The organism is Flavobacterium anhuiense (genome assembly GCF_001705175.1).
GTDB lineage: Bacteria > Bacteroidota > Bacteroidia > Flavobacteriales > Flavobacteriaceae > Flavobacterium > Flavobacterium anhuiense.
In genome coordinates, this window is record NZ_CP016907.1 from 3965933 (window position 1) to 3982360 (window position 16428).

General features: G+C 36.1%; 6 protein-coding genes. 5 read left to right on the forward strand and 1 reads right to left on the reverse strand.

Translation table 11 applies throughout. From position 1 onward, the window contains the following. Positions 1 to 93: 93 nt before the first annotated feature. From BB050_RS16825 to BB050_RS16845, 5 genes are all read left to right on the forward strand, one after another. Entirely contained in the window at positions 94 to 3120 is a 3027-nt protein-coding gene (locus BB050_RS16825; protein WP_066034381.1) for a SusC/RagA family TonB-linked outer membrane protein, read from the forward strand. Between the two features lie 26 nt (positions 3121 to 3146). Next, positions 3147 to 4679, forward strand: coding sequence for a RagB/SusD family nutrient uptake outer membrane protein (locus tag BB050_RS16830; protein WP_066034382.1), 1533 nt, complete (start codon positions 3147 to 3149; stop codon positions 4677 to 4679). A 195-nt stretch (positions 4680 to 4874) separates the two neighbouring features. Next, positions 4875 to 7820, forward strand: coding sequence for a discoidin domain-containing protein (locus BB050_RS16835; protein WP_066034383.1), 2946 nt, complete (start codon positions 4875 to 4877; stop codon positions 7818 to 7820). A 96-nt stretch (positions 7821 to 7916) separates the two neighbouring features. Next, the gene (locus tag BB050_RS16840) at positions 7917 to 10256 is read left to right on the forward strand and encodes a glycoside hydrolase family 95 protein (RefSeq protein ID WP_066034384.1); all 2340 of its coding nucleotides are present in this window, start codon (positions 7917 to 7919) and stop codon (positions 10254 to 10256) included. Between the two features lie 352 nt (positions 10257 to 10608). Continuing rightward, complete coding sequence (locus BB050_RS16845; protein ID WP_066034385.1) at positions 10609 to 12873, forward strand: GH92 family glycosyl hydrolase; 2265 nt, start codon at positions 10609 to 10611, stop codon at positions 12871 to 12873. A gap of 232 nt (positions 12874 to 13105) precedes the next feature. Here BB050_RS16845 and BB050_RS16850 read toward each other — a convergent pair whose 3' ends face one another. Next, positions 13106 to 16420 carry a DUF5107 domain-containing protein gene (locus tag BB050_RS16850; protein WP_066034386.1) on the reverse strand — a complete coding sequence of 1105 codons (3315 nt, stop codon included), beginning with the start codon at positions 16418 to 16420 and terminating at the stop codon, positions 13106 to 13108. Positions 16421 to 16428 lie beyond the last annotated feature (8 nt).

Consider the following 16428-nt stretch of genomic DNA (forward strand, 5'->3'; position numbering starts at 1 on the left):
ATAGTATAAGTCAATTCGTTTTCTCGTATTTTAAATGCTCAATAAAGAACAAAAAACTAACTAACTAATTTATTAACTAAAAACCAAATTATTATGAGAATTGCAATAAGATACTTATGCTTCTTAGTAGTTATGTTGTATGCCGGCACACTTTACTCCCAAACCATAACTGGTAAAGTTAAGGATGAACAAAATTTACCTTTACCAGGGGCAACTATTCAGGTTAAAGGTACTCAGAATTCAACAGTAACAGACATTGATGGTAGTTACAAATTATTAAATGTAAAATCTGGTTCCACGCTTGAGTTTAGTTTTATCGGATTTGATAAGCAAACAGCAATTGCAAACAAGTCTGAAATTAATATCTCTTTGACTCCGAGCACTCAGGAACTGACAGAAGTGGTAATAGTTGGAGCTGCTATAAAAAAGGGAGATCTAACAGGTGCCGTAAGCAGCGTTTCTGGAGATAAGCTTAGAGAGGTTCCTACTCCAAACGTAGTGCAGGCGCTTCAAGGGCGCGCGTCAGGAGTCTACGTGCAGCAAAGTGCAGTGCCTGGCCAAACAGGCTCAATAAGAATTAGAGGGAATAATTCTCTAAACTTTGGCGGTAACCCAATATTTGTAATTGATGGTTTGATTACAGATAGTAATTTTGAAAACATAAATCCTGATGATATTGCGAGCATGGAAGTGCTTAAAGATGCTTCTGCTACTGCATTGTATGGTTCAAGAGCTGCAAATGGAGTAATCGTAATCACAACAAAAAAAGGTTCAAGATCAGGAGAAGCAAAAATACAGTATGACACATGGACAGGTGTATCTGAATTTGCAAGAACCATTCCGTTAATGAATGACCAGCAGTTATTTGATTTAAGAGTTGACGCTTATGCAAATCGTTATATGGATGAGAATCCTGGTGCTGATCGTGCTGCTTATATTAATCAAATTAAGTCAGATGGTTCGACTGTATTTGCACCTTATGAATTAGAATCTTACAGAACTGGTAAAAGCTATAATTGGTTAGATCAGGTAACGCGTTCAGGTTTTCAAACCAATCATAATTTAAGTTTTAGCGGAGGAGGAGAAAAAGGAACTTATTTTGTGAGTTTTAATTATGTTGATCAGGAAGGGCTTCTTAAAAATTCTGATTTTAAAAGATATAATGGAAAAATTAACCTTACACAGGATTTAAAATCTTGGTTGCAGTTTGGTACCAATACGACCTTTTCAAGAAGTCAGAGCAATTACCAAGAAGGAAGTGCCTTTGGTGTGGCATTGGGAGCAAATCCATTATTGCCTATAGACCCAAAAGCTACTTATCTGAGATATGGTGAAGTATTTGATCAAAATCTTTACAATCCAATAAAAAGTCTTGACATCATAAATACAAGTACGCGCAATAGACTTACAAGCAGTAATTTTTTAAGCGCAAAACCAGTAAAAGGACTTGATATCAGAACGAATCTTTCTGTGGATGTTATAGATCAGGCAAATTTTGATTATGTGCCAAGCTACACTGGACAATCACTTAGAAATTCTATGAATGGCGAGGCGCACCATTACAGATATTCACAATTAAATTATCAATGGGATAATACTGTAAGTTATAGTAAAGTTTTTGCTGCAAAGCATGACGTAAGTATAATGGGAGGATTTTCTGTACTAAGTAATTCGGGTAATACTACAGATGTAAGAGCTCGCGGATTTGTGAGTGATGACTTGACATACATGGCATTATCAGGAGCTTATCAAAAAGACAATGCACAGTTAGGATCGAATTTTACAGATTATACAAATCAATCATATTTTGCAAGAGCGAACTATACTTTTGATGGGAAGTACAATATTACAGGTACAATAAGAAGAGATGGTTCTTCTAAATTTGGTCCTAATAACAAATGGGGAACTTTTCCTTCTATAGCGGGAAGCTGGGATATTTCTAGAGAAAATTTCCTTTCTGGATTTGAAAAATTAAGCCAACTTAAATTTCGCGTAGGTTATGGTATGGTAGGAAATCAGAATGTAGATGCTTATAGATACTTTGCATTATACAATGCGCAAGTGAGCAATAATTCTGGAACTTACGTGTCTGATAATTACATCGATAATTTTGATTTAAGATGGGAAAAACAAAAACAATTTAATATTGGATTAGACGCTGGTTTCTTCCAAAACAGATTGACTGCAAGTGCTAACTATTTCCACATCAATAATGATGATCTTTTGATGTTGCGTAACATGCCAGTTTCATCAGGATATAAATATAAGTTAGACAATATTGGTGCTACTACTAATGAAGGATTTGAATTAGAAATTAGCGGTGACATTATTAAAAACAAAGATTTTAAATGGAATGTTTCTGCCAACATATCATCCGCAAAAAATAAGGTTACAAAACTTTATGGAGATGCTACAGAGATATACAACTTAGGTGGTTATAGTAACAATGAGATCCAGCGTACTGGGAACTTTTTCTTAGGAAAATCAGTAAACACAGTTTATGTATTTCAATATGATGGGATAGCACAGCAAGGAGAAGATCTTACTAAAATAAATTATGGAAGCCGAACTGTTCAGGCTGGAGACATTAAAATTAAAGACCGCAATGGAGATGGTGTAATAAACGATCAAGACAGATATGTGGTTGGCGATTTAAATCCTGATTATTATGGTGGTTTTTCTACAGATCTTAATTATAAAGGTTTTGGATTAAATGCAGTATTTGCGTATTCAATAGGAGGTAAGAGACCAAGTGGGACTTACGAAAGCTATATGAACTCTGGAGGAATGAGTGCCGCACATACAGATCTTTTGGATCGTTGGACTCCAACAAACACCAATACAGATGTGCCAAGAGCTTATTATGGAGGAGGAAGATATACTTTGGGCGAAACAGATAAGGCGATACAAGATGCTTCATTCCTTAGATTAAATGCGCTTACATTATCTTATACATTACAAGACAGAGTTGCAGAAAGTGTTTTTCTTAAAAATTGCAGGTTTTATGTAACGGGATCGAATCTATTTATTATAACTAAATATAAAGGATATGACCCTGAGGGAGGAGATTCTTATCCGATTTCTAGAGCGATAGTTATGGGATTAAATGTAACTCTTTAATCAAATTAATTCTAAAAATTATTTTTATGAAAGCAAAAATTATAGCCTTTATGGCCCTAACAATATTATCCGCTTCCTGTTCTTCAGATTTTTTAGATCAAGAACCAAAAAGTTCTCTTACTGCTGAACAAGCATACGGCAGTTTAGGAAAAATAGAACCTGTTCTTTTGGGAGCTATAACAAATTGGAGAAATATGCAAAAAGACCGTGCAGGACTTTATACTTCTCTTGGTACAGACGAAGCGCAACAAGGAGCTTTGCAGGTGACAGGAGATGCAAACCAAGCAGGACTTGATTTGTATAATGGTTTCTTAAGCCAGGAAAATCAGGCAATTGGACAATTATGGAATGACAGATGGCCAGTAATCGAAGTTGCAGCTCAGTCTATCAGAGCATTAGGAATAAATACCGAAGATGATAGTGCAAAACGCGATCTTTTAATGGGTGAAGCTAGTTTTTTGAGAGCAACATTAATGTTTGAACTTACACAATACTGGGGAGAAATACCGATTAATGATAAAGCAAAATCGGCAGAGTTTGGTTTAAAGCGTCAGCCTTTAGATTTGGTTTACTCTTATATAGTTGCCGATTTGGAAAGAGCAGTAGAGAAACTTCCTGTAACACAAAGCAATCCTGCATTTCCTGCAAAAGGAGTAGCTCAGGCGCTTTTAGGAAAAGTATATCTATATGCGCCAGAAGCATCAGGATACCGTGATTATAACAAAGCAAAAAAATGGTTTGAAGAAGTTATTAAATCTGGAAAATATAGCTTGCTGCCTAATTACGCAGATGTTTTTAATCCTGACCATGCTAATTCTTCAGAATCTTTATACGAATGGCAGTATAACAACAATTGGCCAGATAACAACCAGATACAATGGCAGACAGGTTCAAGAGTTTTAGCCAATATGGATCAATATGCCTATTTTGGAGGTTACGATCTTATTCTTCCTACTCAATATTGCTATAAAGACAAAACGGCTGGAGGATTATGGGAAGCTGGTGACACACGTAAAGCTGCCAGCATCCGTTATGATTTTACTTATAAGGGAGTTACGCCAACACTTCCTGCAGGTTTTGGTGGTGATGAGCTAGATCCGCACATTAAAAAATACGAAGATATTCGTGTAGACGGAAAACAGTCATTTTGGAATTCAGGTAAAAATAAAGCGTATATCAGATATTCTGATGTATTGCTTAACTACGCAGAATGTTTAAATGAATTAGGAAGCACAACAGAAGCTGAAAGTTATGTGAATCAGGTTCGAACAAGAGCTTTTGGAGGAACATTGCCAGCAGGAATGGCTTGGAGCGGACTTTCTCAAGCTCAGTTTAGAGATCAGATTCTAGATGAGCGTATGCGCGAATTGGCTTTTGAAGGATGGAGAAGAATGGATCTTATCCGTACAGGAAAATTGGTAGAATTGGTAGGCGCTCGCAACAAATGGGCAAAACAAAACGGTACCATTGCAGCATTTCATAACCGTTATCCTATTCCAATTGGAGAGATTAAGCTTAACGATGAGATTGGCCCAGAGGATCAAAATCCGGGCTATTAATATCTAAAAAAAAAATCAATAGTAATTTTTATTTTTTTGGTTCATGTGGTTCGGTTAATGCCACAGTTTTGATTTGTAATGCCATTTTGGGTATAGGTAGTAACAGTACTGAGTTCTTCTGTTCGAAAAAGCTTATTCCAAAATGGCATTCTTATTTCTTATAATTCAACAATTTTTAATCATTCAAATAACAGTATGAAATTTTATACTTATCAGGTTTATCTCTATTTATTTGTTTTAAATGCCATTTCGTTCAATTTTTACGCTCAGAATAAAGTAAGTCTAAACTCTTCTAATATTGTTTGGAAGGTAAAACCACAAGCAGAAATAGGAAAAGACAGCCTTAAAATGTTTGCTTCAAATTACGCTGATACTGACTGGGTAAAAGCAGTTGTTCCAGGCACAATATTTAATTCTTATGTCGTAAGCGGATTAGAAAAAGACCCTAATTTTGGAGACAATATATATCAGGTCGATAAATCAAAATACGATCGCAGTTTTTGGTATCGTTCTGAATTTGCCATTCCGGAAAATTTCACAAAAGAAATCATCTGGCTAAATTTTGAAGGTATAAACCGTGAAGGAGAAATTTACCTTAACGGAAAAAAAATAGCAGTTTTAAGCGGAATGATGCAACGCGGCAAATTTGATATTACAAAGCTTGTAAACCGTAAAGCAAAAAATGTCTTAAACATTTTAGTAAGCATTCCGAAACAGCCATTAAATAACTACGGAAGCCCAACTTACATTTCTAGCGCAGGATGGGATTGGATGCCTTATGTGCCAGGATTAAATTCTGGAATTACAGACGATGTCTTTTTAACCAATACCGATAAAGTCACCATTGCAGATCCATGGATTCATACCAATCTGCCAACAAACGCAAGAGCAGATCTGGAAATAAAAGTAGACTTAAAAAATGCATCTGGACAAAATCAGGAAGGAGTTCTTACGGGTGTAATTATGCCTGGAAATATTACTTTTTCTAAAAAAATCAGTTTAGATGCTGATGGAATCACGAATGTAAAATTGACAAAAGAACAGTTTCCGGAACTTTCCATTCAAAACCCGAAACTTTGGTGGCCAAATGGTTATGGCGATCCTAATTTATATACTTGCCAATTTACTTTTAAAGTTGGAAATGTAGTTTCGGATAGTCAAAAGATAACTTTTGGAATCAAAAAATATACTTACGATACAGAAGGTGGCGTTTTGCATATTTCTATAAACGGAAAACGTGTTTTCTTAAAAGGAGGAAACTGGGGAATGAGCGAGTATATGCTTCGTTGCAGAGGTGAAGAATATGATCTTAAAGTAAAACTTCACAAAGAAATGAATTATAATATAATTCGAAACTGGCTGGGCTCAACAACAGACGCAGAGTTTTACGAAGCTTGCGATAAATATGGTATAATGGTTTGGGATGATTTTTGGCTAAATGCCAATCCAAATCTGCCATTGGATATTCATGTTTTCAATAGCAATGTAATCGAGAAAATAAAACGTGTTAGAAATCACGCCAGTATCGCAATTTGGTGCGGAAATAATGAAGGTCTTCCGCAGCCTCCGCTAAATGGCTGGATTGCTGAAAATATTAAAACGTTTGACAACAACGACCGTTATTATCAACCTTGTTCGAATACAGGAAACTTAAGCGGTAGCGGACTTTGGGGCAATAAAGATCCGAGGTTTTATTTTACAAAATATCCAGAACCTTATGAGGGAACAGGGGACGGTCCAAGCTGGGGTTTACGTTCTGAAATTGGTACAGCAGTTTTTCCTAATATCGAAAGCTTTAAAAAGTTTATTCCAGAAAAAGACTGGTGGCCCAGAAACGATATGTGGGATAAACATTTCTTTGGACAAAAAGCCTTTAACGCCACTCCAGATAATTATGATAAAAGCATTACAGAACGTTACGGTAAACCAAATAATCTGGAAGAATATACTAAAAAGGCTCAACTTTTAAACATAGAAACCAACAAAGCCATGTACGAAGGATGGCTGGATCATATGTGGGAAGATGCCTCTGGTATTATGATCTGGATGAGCCAATCTTCATACCCAAGTATGGTTTGGCAGACTTACGATTACTATTATGATTTGACGGGAGCATATTGGGGAGTAAAATCGGCTTGTGAGCCTATGCATATTCAGTGGAGTCCTGTAGACAATTCGGTAAAAGTAATCAATACAACAGGAACTGATTTTAAAAATCTGAAAGCCGAAGCCGTTGTCTATAATTTAGATGGAAAAACGGTAGGAAAGTATAAGCAAAATGCTGTGGTTGATTCTTATTCTAATACAGCTGTAGAAAGTTTTGTAATTCCGTTTTATTCCAATCAGAAAGATTTGGCTTTTCAAAAAAATGTTACCGCATCCTCTACTGATGGAGGAAATACAAGAGATGTTGCAGATGGAGATTCAAATACGCGCTGGGCAAGTAATTCGACAGATAATGAGTGGATTTATGTAGATCTTGAAAAAGAGTATATTGTGAATCGAGTGGTTTTAAACTGGGAAAATGCTTTTGGAAAAGAATACAAAATCCAAATAAGTGACGATGCCAAAAACTGGACAGATGTAGGCGTGATTAAAGACGGAAAACAAGGTCTTCAAACTATTTCATTTGATGAAACAAAAGGCCGTTACGTTCGGATGTTAGGAATAAAACGTGGTTCTAGCTGGGGATATTCTCTATACGATTTCAAAATTTTTGGTGCAGAAACCCATGTTGATACTTCCGATTTAAGTCCTGTGCATTTTATTCGATTAAAACTAAAAGATGCCTCAGATAAATTAATCAGTGAGAATTTTTATTGGAGAGGCACCAATATGAAAGATTTTACAGAACTGAATAAACTGCCAAAAGCCAATGTAAATGTTTCCAGCAAAGTGGTGAAACAAAATGGGAAATATGTGATAAAAGCCAAAGTTTCAAGTCCGTCTGGAATTGCTTTCGGAATTAATGTGCAACCAATAAATGATACGTCAGGAACTCAGATTTTGCCAGCAATTATCAGTGACAGTTATTTTACTTTATTGAAAGGCGAAAGCAAAGAAGTAACAATAGAATTTGAAAAATCGGCATTAAAAAATGGAGAAAAACCAGTAATAAAAGCCGTACCATACAACAACTAAATGGAGAGATCTATCCTAACAGGTTTCCAAAACCTGTTAGGTATGTTTTAAAAAATTTCAATACAACAAACCTGTCAGGTTTAAAAGAATAAAACCATGAATATCAAAAAAATCAAAGCCCTGTTTTTTATACTAATACCACTTTTGGGTTATTCGCAAAATAATCCTTTAGCGTTATGGTATACAAAACCTGCTTCACAATGGGAAGAAACTTTGCCTCTAGGAAACGGAAGGTTGGGCATTATGCCCGATGGCGGAATTGAAACCGAAAAGTTAGTTCTAAATGATATTACTTTATGGAGCGGATCTCCACAAGATGCTAATAATTATAAAGCTTATACTTTTTTACCTCAAATAAGAGAATTGTTATTGGCTAATAAAAACAGCGAAGCCGAACAGCTCATTAATCAAAATTTTGTTTGTACAGGCCCAGGTTCAGGGAGCGGGGACGGAGCAAATGTGCAATTTGGATGTTATCAGGTTTTGGGAGATATGACTTTAAAGTTTGATTATAAAACCAAATCAAAAGCTATAAATTATAGTAGAAACTTAAATATCCAAACTGCACTTGCATCAACTCAATTTACTATTGACGGTGTAATTTATAAACGAGAATATTTTGCTGGTTTTGGTGATGATGTCCTTTTTGTAAAATTGACTTCAAGCAAAAAAGGAAAACTTAATTTTACCGTTCACTTAGACAGACCGGAACATTTCAAAACAATCAACAACAGTGATAATTCCTTAGTGATGACAGGTCAGTTAAACAACGGAATTGATGGAAAAGGAATGAAATATAAAGCCAAGGTAAAAGCCAAAACGACAGACGGAACAGCTTTATATACCAATAATACAATCGAAATTAAAAATGCTACAGAAGTAGTGCTTTACATTTCGGCAGGAACCAATTTCAAAGATCAAAATTTCGAAGATGCAGTAGATAAAACTTTGGATGCTGCTTTGCAGAAAAAGTATCAGGATCAGAAGAAAAAACATATTGAAAACTACCAAAAGTTATTCAATCGTGTAGCGCTGAATTTTGGAAAATCAACTAAAAATGCATCGCCAACAAACGAACGTTTGGATGCTTTTATGAAAGATCCTGATTCAGATACAGCACTTCCTGTTTTATTTTATCAATATGGACGTTATTTGAGTATCAGCAGTACAAGAGTGGGATTGCTTCCTCCAAATTTGCAAGGTTTATGGGCGCATCAGGTTCAAACTCCGTGGAATGGCGATTATCATCTTGACGTAAATGTTCAGATGAATCATTGGGCATTAGAAACAGGAAATTTATCTGAATTGAATCTGCCTTTAAAAGATTTAGTTAAAGAAATGGTGCCTTACGGCGAAAAAACAGCAAAAGCCTATTACAATGCTGATGGTTGGGTAGCACACGTTATTACGAATATCTGGGGATTTACAGAACCAGGAGAAAGCGCCTCTTGGGGAATCGCAAAAGCGGGTTCGGGCTGGTTGTGCAATAATTTATGGAATCATTATTTGTACACGAATGATAAGGCTTATTTAGCTGAAATTTATCCAATCATAAAAGGCGCAGCGCAGTTTTACAACAGCATGCTGGTAAAAGATCCAGAAACAGGATGGCTGGTAACTTCACCGTCAGTTTCTCCTGAAAATTCATTTTTCTTGCCAAATGGTCAGGACGCACATGTTTGTATGGGACCAACAATCGACAATCAAATCGTTCGTGAATTGTTTAATAATGTAATTAATGCATCTGCAAAATTAGGATTGGATAATGACTTAAGAATCGAACTGGAAAAACGATTAAAATTATTACCGCCATCAGGAATAATTTCTCCTGACGGAAGAATTCAGGAATGGCTAAAACCGTATAAAGAACCAGACCCACAACATCGTCATGTTTCTCATTTATACGGATTATATCCAGCGCCTTTAATTACCCCAGAAAGCACGCCAGAACTTGCCGAAGCGGCTAAAAAAACACTCGAGGTTCGCGGAGACGATGGTCCAAGTTGGTCAATAGCTTATAAAATGCTTTTTTGGTCTCGTTTAAAAGAGGGTAATCGAGCTTATAAATTATTAAAAACGATTTTGAGACCAACTTTAGCAACGAATATTAATTATGGAGCAGGAGGAGGAGTGTATCCAAATTTACTTTCTGCTGGGCCGCCTTTCCAAATTGATGGTAATTTTGGAGCTACAGCAGGAATTGGTGAAATGCTGATACAAAGCCATGCTGGATTTGTCGAATTATTGCCTGCAATGCCCGATGCTTGGCTGAAAGAAGGCGAAGTAAAAGGATTAAAAGCCGAAGGAAACTTTACTATAAATATGAAATGGGAAAAAGGTAAAGTGACGAAATATGAAATTTTATCTCCTGTACCAACAAAAGTGAAAGTAAAAGTGAACGGCGAATTAAAAGAAATCATTTCATCTAAACTATAAATTAAATAGATTCTTTTTAGACCTGACAGGTTTTTAAAAGCTGTCAGGTCTAAGTAGTTTAAATTGTCTCCAGCTTTAGCTGGAGATCATTAAGCTAAGCGATTTTCGCTTTTCTGATGCGGTTTGTCATTTCGACGAAGGAGAAATCTCCGCAAGAAACTCTACAAAGATTGGGTTTACGTTGTGGAGCTACTCGTGAAGATTTCTCCTTCGTCGAAATGACAATATTGCGGTTAAATAAATTTTTAACCGTTAATCTTCAATCGAAAATCGCTTGACTTATTAATATTTAGCTAAAGCTGTAGGCAATTCAAGAAATAATGAAATTATGTTTCATAAATCTTTATTCTAAATGAAATTCAAACAAATACTATACTCTTGTGCCATAATAAGTTCAATAAGTTTAGGAGCACAAACGGCAGAAAAAACAGCGTCTCATGTAAATCCGTTTATTGGAACAGGAGCAGCACACGGTTCACCGCTTTCAGGAAATAACTATCCTGGAGCCACAATGCCTTTTGGAATGGTGCAGTTAAGTCCAGATACAAGAAACATACCCGATTGGAGTGTTGCCAGCGGTTACCATTATAACGATACCACAATAGCGGGTTTTAGCCATACGCACTTAAGCGGTACAGGCGTAGCCGAATTATTTGACGTAATGCTGATGCCTTTCAGCGGTTCTATTGTAAAAGAAGAAACAGGACAGAATGTCTATCAATCTAAATTTACGCATGACAAAGAATCGGCAAAACCGGGTTATTACAGCGTAGAACTTTTAAATTATCAGATAAAAGCCGAATTAACGGCAACAACACATGCAGGTTTTCATAAATACAGTTTTCCCAAAAATAAAGAAGCGCACATCATTGTTGATTTAGATCATTCGATGAAAAAATCGGATTGGAATAGCCGTATTATCGCATCTCAATTATCATTTCCAAATGATCATACCATTGAAGGTTATCGTATAATTACGGGTTGGGCACCTATGCGAAAAGTATATTTTCATGCCGAATTTTCACAGCCAATACTTCATAATCATGTAACAGATGGAGGAAATGTGTATGAGAATGCCAAAATAGTAAACGGAAATGCCATTCGCGCTATTTTGGATTTTGATACTTCGAAGCAACAGGAGGTTTTAGTAAAAGTTGGAATTTCTGCCACAAGTATCGAAAATGCCCGTTTGAATGTTCAGACCGAAATTCCTGCTTGGGATTTTCAAGCAGTTGTAAATAATGCAGATGCTGTTTGGGAAAAAGAATTAAGCAAAATAAAAATAGAAGGCACAGACGAGCAAAAGCAGATTTTCTATACGGCTTTGTATCATACCTTCATTCAGCCAAATACTTTATCAGATGTTAACGGAGATTATCTATCAGCAGATTTTACGGTTAGAAATTCATCTAAGCCATATTATTCTACTTTTTCTTTGTGGGATACGTATCGCGGCGCACATCCATTGTACACGCTTTTACAGCCGGAACGTTCGGCTGATTTTGTAAACAGTATGCTGGCATATTATAAGGTTTTTGGTTATTTGCCTATCTGGCAATTATGGGGACAGGAGAATTATTGCATGATAGGTAATCATGCCATTCCTGTGATTGTGGATGCTGTTTTGAAAAAAATCCCCGGAATTGATGCCGAAGAAGCCTTTGAAGCCGTAAAGAATTCATCGTTGCGAGAACATCCCGGATCGCCATTTGGAATATGGGAAAAGTACGGATATATTCCCGAAAACCTGAAATCGCAGTCGGTTTCCTTGACTTTAGAAATGGCTTATGACGATTGGTGTGTGGCCGAATTGGCAAAGAAATTAGTCAAAATCGATGACTACAATCAATTTGCAAAACGTTCTCAGTTTTATAAAAATTTATACGATAAAGAAATCAGTTTTTTCAGGGCAAAAGATGATAAAGGCAATTGGATTGGACCTTTTGATCCGCTGAAATATGGCGCAAACGGCGGTTATCCTTTTACAGAAGGCAATGGCTGGCAATACTTTTGGTATGTTCCTCAGGATGTCAAAGGATTGGTAAATTTAGTTGGAGGAGACAATTTGTTTACCAAAAAACTGGATACGTTTTTTACTTTGGACGAAAGGCCAGAAGAAGTAAACGATAATGCTTCAGGATTTATAGGACAATACGCTCACGGAAATGAGCCAAGTCATCATATTGCTTACTTATACAATTATTCAGGCGAGCCGTGGAAAACGCAAAAATATACTGCTGAGATTTTAAAGAAGATGTATAATACCACTTCATCAGGTTATTCTGGCAATGATGATTGCGGTGAGCTTTCTGCTTGGTATATTTTTAGTGCAATGGGATTTTATCCTGTAAATCCAGCAAACGGTGTTTATGTAATTGGTTCGCCACTGTTGAAAGAAGCTTCTATAAAATTGAAAAACGGAAAGACTTTTAAAGTTACAGCGAAAAACGTTTCAGATCAAAGCATCTATATTCAAAGCGCGAAATTGAATGGTAAAAGTTACACCAAGACTTTTATAAAACATACAGATATTGAAGCTGGAGGTACTTTAGAATTTGTTATGGGACCAAAACCTAATAAAAAATGGGGAAGTAAGTTAGAAGACAGACCTAATTAATTAAAATAATAAATTTAGTTTGTCATTCCGAGGAACGAGGAATCACACACGAAACTCTACAAAGAAAAGATTAATCGTTGCGGAATTACTAGTGTGATTCTTCGTTTCTCGGAATGACAAGATTAACGAAATAAAAAAGGTTTGATGATTAAATTCATCAAACCTTTTCGTTTTCGAAAATCCGACAGGTTTTAAAAACCTGTCGGGTCTGCTGTTAAAAATAGTTACTAACTTAAACCGAAACCGATTCTTCGTTTTTTAATAACGATAAATGTATCGTAACTCCTGAATGGCTTTTCTCTTCAGAAAGAACACTGTTAAAAGTTTCCTCAGCTTCTACTTTTTTATCAAGACCTAAAAGACCTAATCCTTTCATGTACAGACAGTGAATTTTATTTCGCTTGTCCAAGTCATCTTCCCAAATCATAAGATCCGGAAGCGAAACTGCAAAATAATCAATCGTAACATGATCGTTTACATGTTTTTCTGCATAAGCAACAAACTTCTCGAAACGTTTATTGGCTTCTGGAATATTGTTTAATTTTAAGAAAGCCAATCCCTGATAGAAAATTTTATCTGGTTGTTGGTCATTATAAAAAATCGCTGCTGTTGGTTCTTCTAATCCTTGAGTTGCTTTATGCCACCAGTTATTCGCTTCTTCTAAATTATTTTTCTTTTCGAAAGCAACTCCAAGCCAATAATGAATATCGTTTTCTTGTGCGCCTGGCAGTTTTCCTTCACCTAAATTTTCTGGATAAATTTGAGCCTGTTCCAAAAGTTCTATGGCTTTATCATAATTCCCTTCAGTAATATTCTGTTTAGCAATTTCGGTCAAAGAAATCAGGTATTGACCGCTTACTTTTCCTTCACCACCTTCCCAAGGATGGAATTTTCTGTTTTGCAATAAAGTTAAAGCTTTATTATGTTTGCCTAAAAGATTGTACAAAGCCACTCTTTCTAAATACACATCATCTCTTTGAATAACCAACTCTAAATGTTTTTCTAAGAAAGCCAGTCTGAAAACCAAATCTCTGTTCAAACGTTTGTACAATTGGTCTAATTCCATTAAAATTCTGGAATCTTCCGTATCCAGAGAAAATGCTTTTTCTAAACTTGAAAGCGCTTTTTGCTCATCATTTAATTTATTGTAATAAGCCAATGATAAGTTACGGTGAACAGTTGGAAACGTATCGTCTATAGCAACCGATTTTTCCCAGCAGGAAATAGCATCATCATAGAATTTTGAAGCATACCAAAAGTTTCCTAAATAATACAAAGCTTTTGCGTCATTCGTCTGTTTCTTGATAACTTCTGAAAGAACTAAAGCCGCTTCAATCTGGTTTGGAAAACAGTAATCTGGTTTTGCCTGAGAAGCCATTTGGAAACATTTTTCGGCTTGACCGAAATCATTTAATTTTTCATAAAATGAACCTGCAAAATACCATGCCATTGGATAAGTGTTTTCATCTTTCAAACCTTCATTTAATAATGATGCAGCTTCTTCATATAAACCGGTTGCGCTGTAATCTAAAGCATATTCAATATAAGTATGAATGTTATCTCGGATTAATGCATTTAGATACGCCAGATCTTTTTTATCGGTACTTAAAATATACTTTTCATATAGCAATCCGAAATTAAACAAGTCGTTCTGTAAATATTGGTCTGCAAGTTGAAGTGCTTTTTCTTTTTGATTTAATTTTCTAAGAAATGCTACCTGCAAATGAAGTGCTTTATGATCTTCGGTATTTTTAGAAATAGCTTTTTGAATGTGTTCCAAAGCCAGTTCAAAATCACCATTTAACGCATCGAGCTGTGCCACATAAAAATAACCTTGATTTTGCCAAGCTGCATTCCAAGTTGATTTGTAAAAAGCATCGTAAGCTTCTTTGTTTTTGTTTTGATATTTAAGACACAATCCCAAATTGAAGTAAGCTTCACCATCGTACGGATTTGGGTTTCGCTGCGTCAATGTTTTTATGGCTGCTCTAAAATAGGGTTCGGCTTCAGTAAATTTTGCTCTTCGCATGAGCCATAATCCCATAGCATTATTAGAACGAATATCGCCAGAATCACGTTTTAAGGCTTCTTCGTAATACGGAATCGGACTGTAAGTAGCGTGTCTGTATTGCTCCAAATGCTGTGCTGTTAGGAACAATTGTTCGTTATTCTCGATGTCTTCTGGAGCAAGTGCAGGTTTTGCGGCTTCTGGAATTTCATCTTCATTTTGTCCTTCATAAATCCAGTCAACTAAAACTTTATCATCTGCATCGGTCACAGAAATCGATAAACCTTCTAAAGAGGCATTGTGCTCAAAATCGATAGTTTCTTCAAATGAATTTTTGGGAGAAGCATCGTATTGTTTTTGTAACAAAACAATATCATTGTTTTTTAAAGTGACGGTTGTTTTTGGATAAACTCCTGTTGTGTAAGCTTTAATTACTAATTTGTTATCGATGCTTTCCAGATTAACCATCGCGTTTTTAGTGGCATTTTTTACAACTCCTAAATCACGATAGGGCATAAAATATTGCGTGAATTCTTTTTGTTCTCCTGGCATAATCCAAGTAAAATCAGGCTGATTGTCGGTATAAACCCCGCACATCAATTCGATATAAGGGCCATCTTCATCAGTAAGATTACGATCCCAAGCACGACCGAAGTCGCCGTGTCCCCAAGTCCATTGTTTTTTCCCTGGAGAAACATGATGATTGGCAACATGAAGCAATCCGCCTTTTGAATCATTTTCGTAACCTCCCACAAAATTATATTTGGATGCAATGGCCATATAAGATGTCGGAACCGGAATATTTTTATAACGAGAAATATCTGTTCCAGGCGAATAATCGACTTTATAATACGTTCCTTTTGCAATTGGGAAAGACGAAACGTCGCGCTTTCCATGATCAAAAACAGCATTTACATCTGGAGGAAAAACCGACTGATAATCGTCGTTTACTTTAACTGCAGGATTGGCCCACCATAAAAAAGTCTGTGGAAATGAGGTTCTGTTGTATAATTGGGCTCTAATTTCCAAATAAGCTTTATCTGGATACAATCGAAATCCGGCCATACCTTTAGTTCTAAACATACGTTCTACTTCGCTGCACCAAATTGTAGCGCTCCCGTCTTCGTGTTCTTCTATAGTAAAATCAACAGGGTCAAAAGTGGTTGGTCTATGGTGCTGTGGCCAGTTAAACTCAATTCCACCAGAAATCCAAGGACCTGTAAGTCCGACCAATGCAGGTTTTACAACCTGATTGTAATACACAAAATGACGTTCTTTGGTTTTATCATAAGCCATATGAACGCGTCCGCCTAGTTCTGGTAAAATCATTATTTTAACAAACTCATTTTCAAGATAAACGGCTTGATATTCTTTATTGGTTTTTTCGTCAGCGATTTTTTCAATAACCGGATAAGGATATACAGATCCGTTACTTCCCTGATACACTCTTTTTTCAATAAATACAGGATTTTTTTCAGGTTTGCCCACCTCATAAGTTGGCAGGATTATTTTTTCCTTCCAAACATTTACTTTTTGCATGATGTAAT

Coding starts and splice junctions, on each gene's coding strand:
- BB050_RS16830 (WP_066034382.1), top strand. CDS start 3,147: ATGAAAGCAAAAATTATAGCCTTTATGGCCCTAACAATATTATCCGCT.
- BB050_RS16845 (WP_066034385.1), top strand. CDS start 10,609: ATGAAATTCAAACAAATACTATACTCTTGTGCCATAATAAGTTCAATA.
- BB050_RS16825 (WP_066034381.1), top strand. CDS start 94: ATGAGAATTGCAATAAGATACTTATGCTTCTTAGTAGTTATGTTGTAT.
- BB050_RS16850 (WP_066034386.1), bottom strand. CDS start 16,420: ATGCAAAAAGTAAATGTTTGGAAGGAAAAAATAATCCTGCCAACTTAT.
- BB050_RS16840 (WP_066034384.1), top strand. CDS start 7,917: ATGAATATCAAAAAAATCAAAGCCCTGTTTTTTATACTAATACCACTT.
- BB050_RS16835 (WP_066034383.1), top strand. CDS start 4,875: ATGAAATTTTATACTTATCAGGTTTATCTCTATTTATTTGTTTTAAAT.